The sequence below is a fragment of the Streptomyces sp. NPDC059649 genome, assembly GCF_042734445.1.
GTDB lineage: Bacteria > Actinomycetota > Actinomycetes > Streptomycetales > Streptomycetaceae > Streptomyces.
On sequence record NZ_JBHWDV010000003.1, the window covers coordinates 437,374 to 453,544 of the forward strand.

Below are 16,171 nucleotides of genomic sequence, written 5' to 3' on the forward strand. Positions count from 1 at the left end.
CCCGCGGGCCCCGGTGCGAGGATTTTCGTGGGGGCGGTTCATGAGCTGCGTACGGGCGGATGAGGAGGCTTCCGGTGACTGCCACCAAGACATGGAACGCCGAGATCAGCATCACCGAGGCCGGCAGCGAGGTCCGGGCGGAGGCCAGGCTGCGCGGCAAGGAAGGCGGCCAGATGGTCGGCCAGGGGTCGGCGCGCTGCAACCCCACGGACGAGAACGTCCCGGCCATCGGCGACGAGTTGGCCGTGGCCCGGGCGATGTCGGACCTCAGCCACCAGCTGCTGCAGCGGGCGGCGCACGACATCGAGGTCCACACCGCCCGGCCGGTGGAGCGGCTGCAGGCGTGAGGAGCCCGCAGGGCCGGGGCGTACGGGAAGGCGAGGCCGAGCGGCATACCGTGCTGCGCTGACACGGTGTGCCGCTCAGGGCGTGTGCCGCTCGGGGCGGGACGTGCCCCGCCCCACCGTGAGCTGCCTAGCTCCCCATCAGCGCCGTGAAGTCCGGCCCGATGGTCAGGGTCACCGCGCCCGGTGTCGCGTCGGCGGACCCGGTCGGCTTCAGGCCGGGCAGACGGCCGGCGAGGACCTCGCTCTGCGTCTTGAGGGAGCCGGGGTAGGTGAGCGTGGTCTTGTCCGTCGCCGGGGCGTTGCCGGTGCCGACGACCGTGAAGCCGAGCCTGCGCAGCTGCTCCGCTGCGGTGGCGGCCTGGCCGGAGGTGCCGGTGCCGTTGAGGACGCGGACCCGCACGGAGCGCGCGGTCATCGGGTTCTTGGCGGCCTCGGCGAACTTCGCCTTGCCGGCCGCGCCGATCTCCCGGTCGTGGGCGAGGTCGCTGAACAGCCGGCCGGCCTCCGGGTACTGCCAGATCACATTGGCGTGGTCGGTGGGGACGTCGGCCTCGCGTGAGTAGTTGGGCACGGTGAGGAAGGTGAGGCGGTCGGTGGGGATGTCCTTGACCGTCGCGGCCAGGTCGTAGAGCGGCTTGAGGCCGGCCAGGTCCTTGTCGGTGGTGAGGGACTTGGTCGCCGAATCCAGGAAGTCGTAGAGGTCGCCCGGGCTGGTCAGCTTGGACTGCGCCTTCGCGGCCAGCGCCTTCATGAACTCCTGCTGGCGGCCGATCCGCCCGAGGTCGGAGCCGTCGCCGACGCTGTAACGGGTGCGGACGTAGCCGAGCGCCTTCTCGTCCTGGACGTTCTGGCAGCCGGCGTCCATGTCCAGGTGCGCCTTCTTGTCGTGGATGGCGTGCTTGGGGCAGACCTCGATGCCGCCGAGCGCGTTGACCATGCCCTTGAAGCCCTGGAAGTCGATCGAGGTGAAGTGGTCGATCCGCAGTCCGGTGTTCTGCTCGACGGTCTTGATGGTGCAGGCCGCGGCCTTTCGGACCTCGCCCGAGTCACCGCCGATCGAGAACGCCTCGTTGATCTTGAAGTGGTGCGGGGACGACTTCGAGCCGTTGCCGCGGATGCATGCGGGGATCTTCACCCACGAGTCACGGGGGAACGACACCGCGGTGGCCCACTCATGGTTGGCCGCGATGTGCAGCACCATCAGGGTGTCCGACTGCATGGTGGTCAGGCCCTTGCCGTATTTGGCGTTGGCACCGGCCCGGCTGTCGGACCCGACGACCAGGATGTTCTTGGAGCCGGGGCTGAGGTTGACCGGCCGCTTGCCGTCGACGCCGATGTCCACGCCGTTGATGTTGCCGTCCAGGTGCTGGTAGACCCACGCGCCGACCCCGGCCGTACCGAGGATCAGGACGCCGAGCACACCACCGGTCCAGGCCACGATCCGACCGCGGCGGGTCATCCGTACCTTCCCTCCCGACGCGCTCCTCCGGCCCGACGGTTTCGCCCGGCTCGCCCTGCGGGAGCCGCCGGACCTGCGGCCGGGCGCGTCGGGGGAGGCGTGCGGCGTGGCATCGGGGGTCGCGTCGTCGTCCCATGGGGCCGTCTGCTGGTGCGGCTTCCTGTCATGCACGCGGATGGCCCTTCTGGCTCTTCTGCTCGCGCCGGACCTGCCGGAGGAGCCGTCCCTGCCGGGAAGGCCGTTCCTGCCGGTCCTGCTGCTGGTTCTGCTGGTCGGGGGGTGGTGCTGGTCGAACTTCTCCTGCCCGGCGCATTCGGTACGAGGAGTGCGCCGGTCTGCTGATGCAGATGGTTCGGGCGCCCCGAAGGTTGCACGGAACGCCAAAGTCGCGGCCCGGGGCGGCCGGGGTGGTGTGACGGCGACACCGGCGGGAGGGGCCGGCACGGAGGCGGTGGGCCGGATGCCCGCAGGCCGTCAGATGCCCGCGCTGGGCAACAGCCGGACGGACTCCGGGTCGTAGCGGCACCACCGGGGGCCGTCGGCACCGGGCAGCGTACGGAGCCGGCACCACACCTCGCCGGCGGGATCCGTCCACCAGCCGCTGATCCGGCCCAACACCCAGGTGTCGTCCGGGTAATGGACCTCCACCGGCTGGTAGACCCACCGCACCTCCGCCTCTGGAGGCGGGCGGTCCCGGCTCAGGAGTCCGCACCTCGTCGCCATCTCCCCCTCCGGACACGCCCGTTGCGCATGTGTGCGGGCAACTCTACCGGCACGTTCTACATGGGTGTAGAAGAACGCCGATGAGGCGCTACGGGAGCAGTGTCGGCCGCGGTCCGCTCCGGGGCGTCCGGCACGTCCCGGTCCGGGGTGTCGGCCGTGGCGCGGTCGAGGAGGGTGCGCAGCACTCGTTCGTCGTGGGCCGAGAGGGCGGAGACGAAGCTGCTGAGGACCGCCTCCCGGTCCGGTTCGCCGTCCAGGACGCGGCGCATCCGCAGCGCGGCGAGCCCGGCCTCGTCGGCGGCCGGGGTCCACACGTAGGCGCGGCCGGAACGTTCGCGGGCGACGGCCTCCTTGGCGTGCAGGCGGGACAGGGTCGTCATCACGGTCGTGTACGCGAGGTCGCCGCCGAGTCGTTCCCGCACCCAGGCGGCGGTGACCGGCCCCGGTGCCTGGTGCAGTACGGCCAGCACCTGGGCCTCCAGCTGGCCCTGCCCACGCCGGCGGCCGTGCTCCGGCCCCGCCGCGCCGACGCGCCCGTGCCCCGGGTTGCCGTGCCCCGGATTCCCGTGCCCTGGATTCCCGTGCCCCGGATTGCCGTGCCCCGGACTCCCGCGGTCGGCTCCCCCGCCGTCCGGCGCCGTCCCGAAGGGCTTTCCGCCCATGCCGTCGCCTCCCATCGCGCGGGGCGTCCCGTCGGCCGGGACGTCCGGGCATCTTAGACCCGGCGTCTTCTTCACCTCGACAGGCTTGTAGAAGTTGCCGCGGCACGCCCCCGGCCGGTGGAAGCCGGGGCCCCTCGGGGCCGGTCGGCCGGCCGCCCGGTCCGCCCCGCTACCCAGCGCACAGGGCCCTTCACCTGCTACGGAGGGATGCGCCGGGCCCCTGCGGGGTACCGTAAAAGCACCAAGGGACTCGGGGACCCACAACACCGGGCGCACCAGGATCGGCCGCGATCCACCGACCGTCTGCCGTACCCGGACGATCGTCCGTCGCACCCGGAGCTCGCCGATGGCCCGCTTCGGTTGCCGTACAGATCGTCTGCCGCGCACAGACCGTCCGCCGTCCACCGATCTGCCGCGGTTCGCCCGAGTGAGGTGAGCACCATGCAGACTCTGTTGACCGTGGCCGTACTGCTGGCGCTGATCGCGCTGGGGGCGCTGTTCATCGCCCGGGTCAATGCCCAGCAGACCGGACGGCCGGCCACCCACCGGTACGCGGACTGGATGCAGTCGATGCGGCAGCGGGCCCACCGGCGCCCGCGCGACGGCGCCCGCCCGGGACCACTGCCCGGACCGCCACCACCCGCGCCACCACCCTCCGGCAAGACGGGTGGCGACCTGTGACGACCGCCGGTCAGCACCACGCCCCGCCGCCCGTCGCCCGGGTCGCCATCGCCCCGCACAGCGAAACGGTCCGCCGCATCGACGGGATCTGGTGGCCGCATTCGACCGATCTGCTGGCCGAACTCCCCGCGCTGCTCCTGGCGTTGCCCTTCGACTGGCCGCGGATCACCCACGCCACGGTGAACGGCGATGCCTGGCCCGCCCTGCCGGCCCGGATCATCGTCGACGGGCACGTCGTCCGCCTGCGCCGGACCAGCGGGCACCACGGCCCGGACACCCTCTGCCTGGTCTCCACCGGCCACGGCCGCTGGGACCTGCTGATCATCCCGCCCGCCACCCCCGAGCCCGAGGCCGTCCGCATGATGGCGGAGATGGCCCGCACGGGAGCCCTGACCCCACCCACCCCGGCCTGACTTCCGCCTGATTTCCGCCTGACTTCCGTCTTCCCCCTGCCGCGTTCCGGCGCCACGTGTCTCGCGTTGCGGCAACACCTGCCACGACCCGCCATAACCCGGGGTTCGGCGGTGCGCACCCGGGGCGGCTACTGCGTACGGGTGGTGTTCATCAGAAGAACGCCGACCCGGGGGCGTCGGTCCGTGAATCCTCCCATTGCGTACTCATCATAAGAAAACGCAACAGAAGCGGCGCAACGTAAGCGATGCGAGCGGAGCGGCGCAACTGAGGCGGTGCAACAGAAGTACAGAGGGAAGCAAGCGGATCTCTCGGGGAGATCCTGATCGGAAGTGAGGAGCCATGGCTGCGAACAAGGTCATGAAGTTCTGGGCGATGTGCCTTGCCGTGCTCGGCAAGCTGCTGGCATCGCTGGGTGTCTCGGCGCCGGCGTCGGCGGCGCGTCGGGAGGCCGCGCTCTACGAGCGGACGCTGGGCAGCACGGACGCGGGCACCGAACCCCGCGGCGCGGACGGTCCGGGAGGCGCGGATACCCCCGCACCAAGGACACCCGTCGCGGCCGCACCCGCTGCCGCGACACCCACTGCGGAGGCGCCCGCCTTGGCGACGCCGGTAGTTGAGGGACCCACGGTACCGGCACCACGTACGGTGACGCGCTACGGCCAGGCCGCTCCCGCCCGGCTCAAGCTCACCCGGCCCGAGCTGCCGCCCACCATCAAGCAGCGCATCCACGCCGAGGCGCACGGTGCCTCTCCCGGTCTGCGCAGCCGCTGCATCCGTGGCACTGAGCCGCTGCCCACCGCCTCCGCCGGGGCCGCCCCGCAGACCGCCGGCACCATGAACCCGCGCCCCGCGGCCATCCCGGCCGCCCGCCGTCGTGCACACACCGCCCGTACGGTCTGAGCCGGGCCGCGGCATTTTCCACCGGGCAGGCCCGCCGGCCCTGACGGGCGGGACGGCGCGTGACAGCTCCGCGCCGACGAGACGAGCCACCGAAGCAGACACCGAAGCAGACGCAGATCCAGACGCAGATCCAGACGCAGATCCAGACGCAGATCCAGACGCAGATCCAGACGCAGAGCTAGACACAGATGCAGACGTAGGCGCAGACGTAGACGCAGACACAGGCGTAGACACAGACACAGACGCAGGAACAACACCACAAGACTTGAGAGTTCAACTCCGCTGAGAGTCGTCCTCCCCTGAGAGTCGTCCTCCCCGGAGGATCGAGCTCCCTTCCTCAGGACCCCAACCCCAGCTGAGCACGCAACGCACGCGTGTCCGGCTTTCCGTTGGCGGTGAGGGGGAAGTGGTCGACGACATGGACCACGTTGGGCTGTTCGTACTCCGCGAGGTGCTCGGCGAGGCGCCGGCGCCAGGTGAGCGGGGCCCCGCCCTCCGGGTCCGCGACGACGAAGTGCAGGGCGCTGCCGCGGCGTTGGTCCGCCACCGCCAGGACCTTGACCGGGCGGCCGCAGGACTCGGCACGGCGCTCCAGGCTCTCGGGGTAGAGCGTGAAGCCGAGCCGGTGCACCGCCTGATTGCGGCCCACCACCCGCACCGTGCCGTCGGCGTCGACACGGCCGAGGTCGGCCGTCGGGTACCAGGCGTCCGGGTCGACGGGACGCAGTGAGCCGTCCTCGTGGAGGTAGCCGGCCATCAGGCCCGGGGAGCGCACCTCGATGCCGCCGAGTTCGCCGGGGGCGGCAACGGTGCCGTCCGGGCGCAGCACGCGCAGCCGTACGCCGGGCAGGGGGCGCCCGCAGCCGTGCGGCGAGTCGGGCGTGGCCAGTGCGACGTTGCCGAGTTCCGTCAGGCCGTAGCCGTCCAGCAACGGACGGCCCATCGTCGTGCGGAAGGCCTCGGCCAGGGGGGCCGGCAGGGGCGCGCCGCCCACGCCCCAGATGCGGACGCCGGCGAGACCGGCGCGTACTTCCGGGCGGCGGCGGACGACGCCGAGCAGCGAGTGGTAGGTGGACGGTGCGGCGTCCACGGCGGTGGCGCCGTGCGCGGCGGCCTGGCCGACGGCCGCGTCGAGCCGCTGGTACGGGGTGACCAGCAGGGTGCAACGGGCCAGCCACCACAGCAGGATGACCGAGAGCCCGTACTGGTGCGAGAAGGGCAGCAGCGGTGCGAGGACGTCGTCCGCCCGGTAGCCCATGGCCTGGATGGTGCGCAGCGAGTTGTCGAGGACGGCGTGGCCCGGTTTGACGATGCCCTTGGGGCGTCCCGTGGTGCCCGAGGACCACAGGACGAGCGCGTCCGGGCGGCGGAACCAGGCGGCGAGGGGGTCGGCCCCGGGGGCCACCGGCTCGGGCGCGGGGGTGTGCTGCGGGGCGTCGGCCGCCGGCGGTACGGGGGCGAGGTGCGGGTAGTGGACGACGCGGTGGTCGGGTATGCCGGCGAAGCCGGTGGTGGTGCGGTCGGCGGCGGTGACCAGCCAGCGGGCCCGGGCCTGGCGGGCGGCCGCGGCGGCGTCGGCGGCGGAGAGCCGGTGGTCGAGCGGGACGAGTGAGGTGTCCAGCCGCATCAGGGCCAGCAGCGTCACGACGTAGTCGATGCTGTTGTCGCCCTGGACCAGGACCCGGTCGCCGGCGCGGATGCCAAGTCCGTGCAGGGCGTGTGCGGTGGCCGCCAGGCGGCGGCCGAGCGCCGGTCCGTCGAGGGGACGGGCGGTGCCGCCGCGCGGGGCCGCGGTGCCGTCGACGAGCCGGGCGGCGGCGACCGGAGGGGCGATGGTGTCGGTCATGGGTGCTCCGAGGTGTCGGTCATGAGTGCTCCGATCCCGTGGGGTCGAGGGGACGGCACATCAGCGTGGAGGTGGTGGTGGCCACCCACAGGCCGTCCGCGTCGTGGAAGGCGCAGTCGAGGGTGAGGAGCCGGCGGCCGGCGAGGAACGCGGCGTCGGCGAGGCGGACGGTCGCGTGCAGGACGTCGCCGGCGTGGGCCGGGCGGGCGTGGCGCAGGCTCTGCGCGCGGTGCACGGCGCCGTCGAGACCCGGTATGTCGGGCCGGGACCGCAGGAGTTGATCCTCGGCGCGCGCCGCCAGGGTGACGAGGTAGGTGGGTGGGGCGAGGGTGTCCGGGTACCCGAGGGCGCGCGCGGCGGCCGGATCCGTGTAGGCGGGGTGCGGATCGCCGACCGCGGCGGCGAACACGGCGATCCGCGTCCGGTCGAGGACATAGGGGCCGCAGTGGAGCACGTCCGGGCCGCTCGGGAGGGCGCGGGCGTACGGGTCGCCGGGGAGGGCGTGGGCGTTCGGATCGCCGGGGAGGGCGTGGGCGTTCGGATCGCCGGGGAGGGTGTAGGCGTTCGGATCGCCGGGGAAGGCGTCGGGTGCCTGGCCGGTGCGTGTGCCGCTGTCCGGGTCGGTACCGCGGGTGCCGTGGCCCGGACGGGAGCCGTGGCCCGGACCGGTGCCGTGGCCCGGACCGGTGCCGGTGCCGGTGCCGGTGCCGCTGTGCGGGGCGGTGTCCGTGCCGGGCGCCGGGCGTGCGGCGGGGCCAGGGGTCGATCTGCCCGTCATCGCTCGTCAGGCGCCGATCATGTGGTGGCCGCCGTCCGCGTGGACGATCTCGCCGGTGGTGGCGGGCAGCCAGTCCGAGAGCAGGGCCAGGCAGGTACGTGCCACCGGCTCCGCGTTCTGCGGGTCCCAGCCCAGGGGGGCCTGCGCCGACCAGCTCTTCTCGAAGGACGGGCCGTCGCCGCCGATGCCCCGTGCGGCCAGGGTGCGCAACGGGCCGGCCGCGACGAGGTTGGCCCGTATGCCCTGGCCGCCGAGGTCCCGCGCCAGATAGCGGGAAGTCGCCTCCAGCCCGGCCTTGGCGACGCCCATCCAGTCGTAACCGGGCCAGGCCCGCGAGGCGTCGAAGTCCACGCCGACGACGGAGGCGCCCGGTCGCAGTAATGGCCGGCAGGCCATGGTGAGCGCCACCAGGGAGTACGTCGAGGTGTGCAGCGCGGCGGACACATCGCGCCACGGGGCGGTCAGGAAGCCGCCGTCCAGACAGGCGGCGGGGGCGTGCGCGACCGAGTGCAGCACGCCGTCCAGTCCGTCGAGGTGGGCGCCGACCCGCTCGGCGAGCGTGCTGAGCTGCGCTTCGTCGGTGACGTCCAGTTCCACGACGGGGGGTTCCTGCGGCAGCCGCCGGGCGAGCCGGGCGACCAGACTGGGCCGCCCGTACGCGGTGAGGACGATCTTGGCGCCCTCTTCCTGGGCGAGCCGGGCCACCGCGTAGGCGATCGAGCTTTCGGTGATGACGCCGGTGATCACCAGCTGTTTTCCGTCGAGCAGACCGCTCATGCGGTGCCTCCGTCTGACTCGTCCTCGACTTCAGAGTCACCGGACAAAACTCAACGCCATTGTCCGGCCTTGGTCTTGATAGGTCGTCATTGACAACCTATCCGACCTCCAGTTGACTGGAATAGTCAAGCATAGTCAAAACAGTGACTCGGGTGTCACGTAGGCGCGCCGGCGTCCGCCCCGCATCGTCACTCCGCCTGGGCGGCAGCGCGGCGCCGTGCATCCGGCCGTACACCCGGCGCTACGCCGGCCACCCATCCGGCCGCACTCCGGCCGTCGGCCCGGCCACCCGTCCGGCCGTAGGTCCGTGGCCCCATCCGTGCCTTACAGAGAGGTGAACGTCATGACCGTTCCGACCCGAGAAGAGATCGTTGCTCAGCTCGCCGAGATCCTGCACGAGGTGGCCGGTGTCGTACCGGCCGAGGTGACCGAAGAGAAGTCCCTGGTCGAGGAGTTGGACGTGGACTCCCTGGCCATGGCCGAGGTGATCGTGGTCGCCGAGGAGCGCTTCGGGATCGCGCTTCCCGAAGAGGAAATGAAGGACATGCGTAGGGTTTTGGACATTGTGCTCCGGATCGAGAAGCAGCTGGCGTCCTGACCCCCGCCCGGGAACGCCTACGCCACGCGGCCCCTCCGTCGGCGCGCGCTCCTGCCGGCTTACGGCCTCGTCCGGCAGGAGCGCACCGCTGACGCGAAGGACGCCGGACGCGTGTGAATACCGGTCAGAAAGATCAACTCGCCCAGCACGCCAGGCAGTTGTCGCTCCCTCGCAGGCCCAAGGCCTGCGCGAGTCGCCCTGGTGGCCCGGGCGGACCACGGTGGAGAGCGCCCGGCACGGAACCTCGGCCACAACTTGGCGAAATTTAGTAATGCCGATGAGTAAACCGGAGTTGATTTTCGGTCGTCGCTTGTTGACGCAGGCATAGACCAGGGTTACCTTGAGGATCCTCGAACGGTAAATCAAATCGACTCAGTGCACTGCTTTCTGCGGACGTCATCGGCCCGCAGAAAGGAGACATGGTGCGAGGGGATCTATGCGGGGGGACGAGCCTTTCTGTGACACGCATCCGAGCGGTCATTCACTCAGACATGCCGACCCCGGTGACACGTCCAACATGCCTGGTGACGACGGTTTGTGGCAGCCGGATCGCACCGAAGAATTAGCCGACGGCGCATTACACATATTCCGGCCCGACGGCGAAGACATTCGCCAGACGCGCTGTCTGACGGAATTTCTCGGCAGGTTACTCCAGTGTTCTCCGCGGGATATTCCGGTGACCCACGACGGGTTCGGCCGCCCGGTCTCCGCCGCACCCCCGGCCGTAGCCGGCTGGCCTCCGGGCGCGCGTCTCTGCCTCGGCATCGCCACCGACCCCGGCCGCCAGTTCCTCGCCGTGGCCAGGGACCTCCCGGTGGCGCTCTCCGTCCACACCGTGCCGCGCGGTCCGGTCGGCGAACTCCTCCTGCCCTTCACCCCGTTGGAGCGCCGTTACGTCCAGGAGGCACCGGAGAACCGGCGGGCCCACCGGCTGGCCCAGCTGTGGACCCGCAAGGAGGCGGCCCTGCGGCTGACCGGCCGGGGCGGACTGGCCCTCGCCGACGAGATCGACGCACTGAGCGAGGCGCGCGACGGCAAGGTCGTCATCCCGGCGTCCCCGGCCCACCCCGGCGGCATCGCCTACGTCCGCGACCTCCCCACCGGCCCGCGCACGGTCGCCTCCGTGGCCACCCTCACCCCCGCCACCGGCCTCCACACCTGGCGCCTCTGAGGACGACTTCCCACGTACCCGTCTGTCCCGCCGCGGGGCTTGCTCACCGTTGCGCGCTTGGCGGTGCCTCCCACGTACCTGTCTGTCCCGCCGTCGGGGTTGCTCGCCGTCGCGCTTCGCGGCGCCCCCGCACGCACCTGTCTGCGGCGCCGCGGGGCGTCTCGCCGTTGCGCTTTGCGGCGCCCCGCACGCACCTGGCTTTCCCACCGCGGGGCTGCTCGCCGTTGCGCGCTTTGCGGCGCCTCGCACGTACTTCTCTGTCCCACCCCGGGGCGTCTCGCCGTTGCTCCCCCACTGCCTAAAGGGCGTGGGAGGTACCCCCAGCGGCGGGCTGGTGGTTGTCGGGTGCGGTGCCGCTCCTCCGGACTTCGTCCTGCGGCGCGGCCCCTCCCGTGAGTGGGAGGGGAAAGGGTGGGTGGGGGTGGGTGTGGGGGTCCCGTAGGGGAAGGCCGAACACATCCCGTAGGGGGTGCGAGCGCCCCTTGCTGGGCCTCAACTCAACGGGCGGGGGAGGTATTCCCGACACGGCACGACGCGACGTACGGCACGACGCGACGTACGGCACGACGCGAAGGTACGGCTGAATGACGACGCCCGCCCCCACCGGCCTCTCACCCCCCACCCACGGGAGGGGACAGACCGGAGGACGAAGTCTGTAGGGCTGTCACCGCACCCAAAAACACCACGCCCGCCGCTGGGGGTACCTCCCACGCCCTTTAAGGCAGTGGGGGAGCAACGGCGAGCAACAAGCGCGCCGCTGCAGCCGAGTACGTAGGCGGCGCCGCAAAGCGCAACGGTGAGCAAGCCCCGCGGCGGCACGCACAGGTACGTGCGGGGCGCCACAAAGCACAACGGCGAGCAAGTCCCGCGGCGGGTCGCACAGGTACGTGCGGGGCGCCGCAAAGCACAACGGTGAGCAAGCCCCGCGGCGGGACGGACGGGTACGTACGGGGCACCGCGAAGCGGAACTACGGCATGAGGACCGCATGCGGGTCCATAGCCTCCGGGCGGCGGGGGGCGGAGGTGAGTTCGCGCCAGGTTTCCAGGGCCAGGCGGAAGGCGCCGGCCTGTTCGTAGCCCTCGGCGGCCAGTTTGAAGTCGGCCTCGGCGGCCTCTTCGTGGTGGTCCGCGCGGTGGGAGCGGGCCAGGTGGAGCAGACAGCGGGCGCGGTCGAGCGGCGACAGGTCACCGGCCGTGAGGTCGATCCGCGCGGCGTGGCCGGCGGCCGCCGGTGCGTCGTTGCGGCGCAGTGCCGCGGCGGTCTCCAGGACGGCCAGCCAGGTCCGGGCCGAGGGCGTGGCGACCAGCGCGGTGGCCTGCCGGGCACGGGTGAGCAGGGCGTCCGCCTCGTCCTCCGGGCCGGCCGCGAGCGCCAGCAGCGTACGGGCGCGGGCCAGCCGGAGGCGGAGCCGTACGCCGTCGGTGGTGGCGAGCAGCTCCTCGGCCTCGGCGAGGAGTTCCAGGGCCTCGTCCGGGTGCCCGGCCAGATACTGTGCGCCGGCCACCGCCCACAGCGCGCCGGCCCGCAGTTCGCCGGCCGGGAGCGGTGCGGCCTCGGCGCGCAGCTCCTTGCCGAGCTGCTCGGCGCGGTTCCACTCGCCGCTGTCGACGGACGCGGACAGCAGCGCCATCCGGGCCTGGGCCCGCTCCGGGCGGCCGGGCTCCAGCTCGGCGGTGACCCGTACGGCCTCCTCGGCGAAGCGGACGCCCTCGGGGAGGCGGCCCTCGGTGCGCAGCAGCTGGGCGAGTTCGATGGCGACCCTGGCGTGCAGCACCGGCGCGGTGCGGGTGAGCGGGTCGTCGAGCAGCCGGCGCAGCGCGGCCTCATGGCGGGCCGGGTCGTCCAGCCGCCCGAGGACGGTGGCCAGCTCCCAGTGGGCCTCCCAGCGCACCTCGTCCTGGTCGGCGCCGCCGGCCTGCTCCACCACGGCCTCCAGCTGGCGCCGCGCCGCCGCCCAGTCGCCGGCCAGCTGGCTGGCGCGGGCCGCCACCAACTGGCCGACCAGGCCGAGGCGTTGGGTCAGCCGGGCGCCGGGCTCCTCGGTGGCGCTCAGGGCCTCGACGGTCGTGCCGAGTCGTTCGGCGATCGACCGGGCGATCTTGGCGCTCGGGATTCTGCGGCCGTTCTCGACCAGCGAGACGTAGCTGGGCGAGAGATCGCCCCCGGCGAGGTCCCCCTGGGACAGGCCCTGCGCGCGGCGGACCTCCCGCACTCGCTTCCCGAAAGCAGGCTGCTCAATCACCAAGGAATCGCTCGCAGTTGAGTTGGGTGGACGGACAGTGACGGAGTACGGACGTTCCGGACCGGCGGAACGTGATGACGGCGAGTCTACTCACCGGACGCCCGCGCGGGGGCCCTTGTGGACGACCTTCGTTCCGCCGGGGAGTCATTTTTTGTCACTTACGGAGGTCGGGATTCCTCTTGTCGGTGCGACCGACATTACGACAGTTCGGAGGCGTGTTCGGGCTCGTGGGGAGGGGAACGGCGGGCCTGCGGCGAGGGTTGCGGTCGGGGTACGACGGGGGTCGCTTGTCACAACGCCTGGTCGAGTGCAATGACTTTACTTGACAATAAATGACAATTGGCTGACGCTGACCCTCCATGGACTACGCCCCGAGGAGGGACATATGAGCTCCGCTCCCGCATGGCCGACCGTGGCCGCCGAGCCGGAGGACCGTGTCGACGGCCGACGTGCGGCGGCCGTGCACCGGGTCCGGGACTTTCTGGTGGACAACGCCGACACCGTGCACGCGCTGCTGTGCGAGATCTCCACCCACAGCGCCGCGCGCTACGAGATCGAGTCCACCGTCGCCACCCTCGACGGGGCCCTGGACGAGGTGGCCACCCACCGGCCCGGCCGCGTCCCCCGGCTGGCCGCCTTCATGCCGTCGAACGTCATCCTCTACTCCTACGCCCTCTACCTCCTGGTCCCGGCCCTCTACACCGAGCGGCTGGTCTTCCGGCCCTCCAGCCGGGTCAAGGACCAGATGCGCCGGCTGCACGCCCTGCTGGCCGAGCAGCACCGCCTGCCCATCACCCTCACCACCGCCAGCCAGCGCGAGTTCCTCCAGGACCACGTCGGCCCGGCCGACGTCGTCGTCTTCACCGGCGCCTACGCCAACGCCGAGCAGATCCGCGCCCGGCTCACCCCCGGGCAGCTGTTCCTCTTCCTCGGCTCCGGCGTCAACCCGTTCGTGGTCGCCCCCGGTGCCGACGTCGAAAAGGCCGCCCGGGACGCCGTCGCCATCCGCGTCCTGAACACCGGCCAGGACTGCCTGGGCCCGGACCTCTTCAGCGTCCACGAGTCGCTGCTCGACCCGTTCGTGGACGCCCTGGTCAGCGAGTTGAAGGGGCTGCGCTACGGCCCGTACACCGACCCGGACGCCGACTTCGGGCCGATCTTCTACGAAAACGCGCTGGAGGACGGCGCACAGTTCCTCGCCCGCAACCGCGGCGGCATCGTGCACGGCGGGCACGTCGACTTCCGGGCCCGCCGCCTCGACCCCACCGTCGTCGTCGGCGACGAGGTCACCCCGCGCACCCACGTGCCGGAGTTCTTCGCCCCGATCTTCAACGTCGCCTCCTACCGCGACGAGGACACCCTCGCCGCGACCCTCACCACCGGCACCTTCACCGAGCGCGCCCTCGGCTCCAGCGTCTACGGCCACGCCCCCGCCCTCGTCGAGGCGCTCCGCCGGCGCACCACCGTCACCCTGGACACCACCCTGCTGTCCATCGACGACGGCAACGCCCCCTTCGGCGGCTACGGCCGGATGGCCAACTACATCTCCGACGGCCGGGAAGTGCGCGCCGAACCCGTACTGATCTCCAAGGCCGTCGCCGCACACCGCCCGGGAGACGGCCGATGAGCCAGGACACCGCGGCCCACCCGTCCGCCTGGGCGGCCATCGCCGACCACCTCCACCACCTGGGCACCACCGCCGTCTTCGGGCTGCCCGGCGACGACATGGCCCCGCTCGGCGCGCTGGAGGACTCCGACATCCGGGTGGTGCTCTGCCGCGACCAGCGCAACGCCGTCTTCATGGCGACCGGTTACGCGCTCGCCGCCGGCCGCCCCGGGGTCTGCGTGATCGGCAAGGGCCCGGCGGTGACCAACGCGCTCACCGGCCTGCTGGAGGCGCGCTCCGCCGCCGTGCCGCTGCTCCTGATCGCCGACGGCACCCGGCTGGACCGGGTCGGCACCGGCGCCTTCCAGGAGCTGGACCAGCTGGCCGCGGTCCGCCCGTACGTGAAGTGGGCGGTCCGGGTCGACCACGCCGAGCGGTTGCCGGGCGCCCTGGAGAAGGCCGCCGCGCTCGCCGTCAACGGCACCCCCGGGCCGGTCTACGTCGAACTCGCCGAGCAGATCGCCGGCGAACCCGTCCCCCGTACCGGGGCCTGGCGGCCTGCCGTGCCCCAGCGACCGGCCCCCGACCCCGCCGCGCTGACCGCGACCGCGGCCCGGATCGCCGCAGCGGAACGGCCGTTGCTGCTGGTCGGCGGGGGTGCCCGGCACCGCAACGCGGACCGCGGGATCGAGCGGCTCGCCGAGCGGCTGGGCGCCGGGATCTTCACCACCGCCTCCGGCCGTGGCACCGTCGCCGAGGACCACCCGCTGCACTGCGGTGTCAGCGGCCTCTACACCGTCGCGCCGGCGGACGCCCTGTGGCGCGAGGCGGATCTGGTCGTCGCGCTGGGCAGCCGGCTGGAGGAGACGGCCACCTTCGGCTGGCCGGAGGGCGCGGACCAACTCCCCGTCGTCCAGGCCGTCCTGGGCGAGGAGAGCCTGGTCCTGGACCGGCCGGGGGCGTACGTCCTGGCGGACGTGGCCGCGACCGTGGACGGCTGGACCGGGCTGCTCGACGGGCACCGGCCGGCCGGTGCCTGGGCCGAGCGGGTCCGCTCCGTACGGACCGCGCTGGCGCAGCGCGCCGCGGACCGGGCCGAGGAGGCCGGGAAGCGGGCGCCGGACGGCACCGTCCCGGTCGCCCGGGTGCTGGCCGAACTGGAGCGGGCCGTCCCCGCCGACCGGGTCCTGGTCCAGGAGAACGGCCTGCAGGACATGTGGTCGTACTTCTTCCCGCACTACGCGCTCGGCGCCGGCGGCGGCTCCGTCGTCCCCAGTGAGCAGACGCCGCTGGGCTTCGGCGCGGCGGCCGCGGTGGGCGTACGGCTGGCCGAGCCGGCCGGGCGGCCGGTGGTCGCGGTGGTGGGTGACGGCGCCTTCCACCTCTTCCGCGCCGAGCTGCCGACGGTCGCGGACGCCGGTGCGGCCGTGCTCTACGTCGTCCTGGACAACGGCGGTTACGGCTGGCTGCAGTCCAACCTCGACCGGGTCTCCGGCCCGGACTCCCGCTTCGCCTTCACCCGCCCCCGGCCCACCGGCACCGACGGCCTGACCGGCGCCTACGGCCTGGGCCACCGCCGGGTGACGGACCCCGACCGGCTGGCCGAGGCGCTGGCCGCGGCCTGGCGCGAGGTGGCCGCCGGCACCACGTCCGTCGTCGAGGTGGCGGTCGCCCTGTCGGACACCCCGCCGGGGATGACGGGCGCGGCGGGCGACTTCCCGGAGCGGGCGGAGGAGCAGTAGGACCTGGCCTTTTGGGGGCCGTGCTGCCGTGGGCGGCACGGCCCCCACGTGCGTATCCGGACACCTGCACCGGCGCCCGGGCCGCTACGGCCCGCCTGCGCGACGGGGTGTGCGTGGGCCGGCCCCTTCCCCGGCCCGGGGGTAGCCGGGGGCGGGGCCGGTCCACGTCTTCTTCGTACGGGGAGCCACGCCGGGGGCGTGACGGGGGATGCGCTCCCTTTCGT

The 16,171-nt window shown here is 72.7% G+C and carries 15 protein-coding genes; 8 read left to right on the forward strand and 7 right to left on the reverse strand.

Features of this window, described 5'->3' with window-relative positions:
• Positions 1 to 74 precede the first annotated feature (74 nt).
• Positions 75 to 347: a DUF1876 domain-containing protein gene (locus tag ACFV1J_RS07770; protein WP_385856356.1), complete on the forward strand. Its 273-nt coding sequence runs from the start codon at positions 75 to 77 to the stop codon at positions 345 to 347.
• Positions 348 to 474: 127 nt separating this feature from the next.
• On the opposite strand, the gene ACFV1J_RS07775 is transcribed toward ACFV1J_RS07770, so the two are convergent.
• The 3 genes from ACFV1J_RS07775 to ACFV1J_RS07785 form a co-directional block, all read right to left on the reverse strand.
• Complete coding sequence (locus tag ACFV1J_RS07775) at positions 475 to 1,806, reverse strand: LCP family protein (RefSeq protein WP_385856357.1); 1,332 nt, start codon at positions 1,804 to 1,806, stop codon at positions 475 to 477.
• A 474-nt stretch (positions 1,807 to 2,280) separates the two neighbouring features.
• Positions 2,281 to 2,529 carry a hypothetical protein gene (locus tag ACFV1J_RS07780; protein WP_385856358.1) on the reverse strand — a complete coding sequence of 83 codons (249 nt, stop codon included), beginning with the start codon at positions 2,527 to 2,529 and terminating at the stop codon, positions 2,281 to 2,283.
• A 56-nt stretch (positions 2,530 to 2,585) separates the two neighbouring features.
• Entirely contained in the window at positions 2,586 to 3,011 is a 426-nt protein-coding gene (locus ACFV1J_RS07785; protein ID WP_385856435.1) for a BlaI/MecI/CopY family transcriptional regulator, read from the reverse strand.
• Positions 3,012 to 3,632: 621 nt separating this feature from the next.
• On the opposite strand from ACFV1J_RS07785, the gene ACFV1J_RS07790 reads away from it, so the two are divergent.
• The 3 genes from ACFV1J_RS07790 (at position 3,633) to ACFV1J_RS07800 (ending at position 5,186) form a co-directional block, all read left to right on the forward strand.
• Positions 3,633 to 3,872 (forward strand): hypothetical protein, encoded by a 240-nt coding sequence (locus tag ACFV1J_RS07790; RefSeq protein WP_385856359.1) that lies wholly within the window; start codon positions 3,633 to 3,635, stop codon positions 3,870 to 3,872.
• Positions 3,869 to 4,285, forward strand: coding sequence for a DUF5994 family protein (locus ACFV1J_RS07795; RefSeq protein ID WP_385856360.1), 417 nt, complete (start codon positions 3,869 to 3,871; stop codon positions 4,283 to 4,285). Before ACFV1J_RS07790 ends, ACFV1J_RS07795 begins: the two co-directional genes overlap by 4 nt.
• Positions 4,286 to 4,625: 340 nt before the next feature.
• A complete protein-coding gene (locus ACFV1J_RS07800; protein ID WP_385856361.1) occupies positions 4,626 to 5,186 on the forward strand; it encodes a DUF6344 domain-containing protein in 561 nt (186 codons plus the stop codon).
• Positions 5,187 to 5,523: 337 nt separating this feature from the next.
• Here the strand turns inward: ACFV1J_RS07800 and ACFV1J_RS07805 are convergent, their stop codons facing one another.
• Genes ACFV1J_RS07805 through fabI form a run of 3 tightly spaced genes read right to left on the reverse strand, consistent with a single transcriptional unit; the run spans position 5,524 to position 8,587 of the window.
• Positions 5,524 to 7,032, reverse strand: a complete 1,509-nt coding sequence (locus ACFV1J_RS07805; RefSeq protein WP_385856362.1) for a class I adenylate-forming enzyme family protein — start codon at positions 7,030 to 7,032, stop codon at positions 5,524 to 5,526.
• Between the two features lie 19 nt (positions 7,033 to 7,051).
• Complete coding sequence (locus ACFV1J_RS07810; protein WP_385856363.1) at positions 7,052 to 7,810, reverse strand: MaoC family dehydratase; 759 nt, start codon at positions 7,808 to 7,810, stop codon at positions 7,052 to 7,054.
• A 6-nt stretch (positions 7,811 to 7,816) separates the two neighbouring features.
• Positions 7,817 to 8,587: an enoyl-ACP reductase FabI gene (fabI, locus tag ACFV1J_RS07815; RefSeq protein ID WP_385856364.1), complete on the reverse strand. Its 771-nt coding sequence runs from the start codon at positions 8,585 to 8,587 to the stop codon at positions 7,817 to 7,819.
• A 343-nt stretch (positions 8,588 to 8,930) separates the two neighbouring features.
• Here fabI and ACFV1J_RS07820 point away from each other — a divergent pair, with 343 nt between their 5' ends.
• Both ACFV1J_RS07820 and ACFV1J_RS07825 read left to right on the forward strand, forming a co-directional pair.
• Entirely contained in the window at positions 8,931 to 9,185 is a 255-nt protein-coding gene (locus ACFV1J_RS07820) for an acyl carrier protein (protein WP_385856365.1), read from the forward strand.
• A 676-nt stretch (positions 9,186 to 9,861) separates the two neighbouring features.
• Positions 9,862 to 10,356 (forward strand): 4'-phosphopantetheinyl transferase superfamily protein, encoded by a 495-nt coding sequence (locus ACFV1J_RS07825; protein WP_385856366.1) that lies wholly within the window; start codon positions 9,862 to 9,864, stop codon positions 10,354 to 10,356.
• Positions 10,357 to 11,324: 968 nt separating this feature from the next.
• On the opposite strand, the gene ACFV1J_RS07830 is transcribed toward ACFV1J_RS07825, so the two are convergent.
• On the reverse strand, positions 11,325 to 12,599 hold the full coding sequence (locus tag ACFV1J_RS07830) for a helix-turn-helix domain-containing protein (protein WP_385856367.1): 1,275 nt from the start codon (positions 12,597 to 12,599) through the stop codon (positions 11,325 to 11,327).
• 385 nt (positions 12,600 to 12,984) lie between these two features.
• Between ACFV1J_RS07830 and ACFV1J_RS07835 the strand changes: the two genes are divergently transcribed.
• Positions 12,985 to 14,226 (forward strand): aldehyde dehydrogenase family protein, encoded by a 1,242-nt coding sequence (locus tag ACFV1J_RS07835; protein ID WP_385856368.1) that lies wholly within the window; start codon positions 12,985 to 12,987, stop codon positions 14,224 to 14,226.
• Positions 14,223 to 15,947: a thiamine pyrophosphate-binding protein gene (locus ACFV1J_RS07840; RefSeq protein WP_385856369.1), complete on the forward strand. Its 1,725-nt coding sequence runs from the start codon at positions 14,223 to 14,225 to the stop codon at positions 15,945 to 15,947. Before ACFV1J_RS07835 ends, ACFV1J_RS07840 begins: the two co-directional genes overlap by 4 nt.
• Positions 15,948 to 16,171: the final 224 nt, after the last annotated feature.

What these genes read in the sequence shown, in the direction of transcription:
- ACFV1J_RS07775 (WP_385856357.1), bottom strand. Translation starts at nt 1,806, where the DNA reads ATGACCCGCCGCGGTCGGATCGTGGCCTGGACCGGTGGTGTGCTCGGC.
- ACFV1J_RS07810 (WP_385856363.1), bottom strand. Translation starts at nt 7,810, where the DNA reads ATGACGGGCAGATCGACCCCTGGCCCCGCCGCACGCCCGGCGCCCGGC.
- ACFV1J_RS07820 (WP_385856365.1), top strand. Translation starts at nt 8,931, where the DNA reads ATGACCGTTCCGACCCGAGAAGAGATCGTTGCTCAGCTCGCCGAGATC.
- ACFV1J_RS07835 (WP_385856368.1), top strand. Translation starts at nt 12,985, where the DNA reads ATGAGCTCCGCTCCCGCATGGCCGACCGTGGCCGCCGAGCCGGAGGAC.
- ACFV1J_RS07790 (WP_385856359.1), top strand. Translation starts at nt 3,633, where the DNA reads ATGCAGACTCTGTTGACCGTGGCCGTACTGCTGGCGCTGATCGCGCTG.
- ACFV1J_RS07780 (WP_385856358.1), bottom strand. Translation starts at nt 2,529, where the DNA reads ATGGCGACGAGGTGCGGACTCCTGAGCCGGGACCGCCCGCCTCCAGAG.
- ACFV1J_RS07800 (WP_385856361.1), top strand. Translation starts at nt 4,626, where the DNA reads ATGGCTGCGAACAAGGTCATGAAGTTCTGGGCGATGTGCCTTGCCGTG.
- ACFV1J_RS07840 (WP_385856369.1), top strand. Translation starts at nt 14,223, where the DNA reads ATGAGCCAGGACACCGCGGCCCACCCGTCCGCCTGGGCGGCCATCGCC.
- ACFV1J_RS07805 (WP_385856362.1), bottom strand. Translation starts at nt 7,032, where the DNA reads ATGACCGACACCATCGCCCCTCCGGTCGCCGCCGCCCGGCTCGTCGAC.
- fabI (WP_385856364.1), bottom strand. Translation starts at nt 8,587, where the DNA reads ATGAGCGGTCTGCTCGACGGAAAACAGCTGGTGATCACCGGCGTCATC.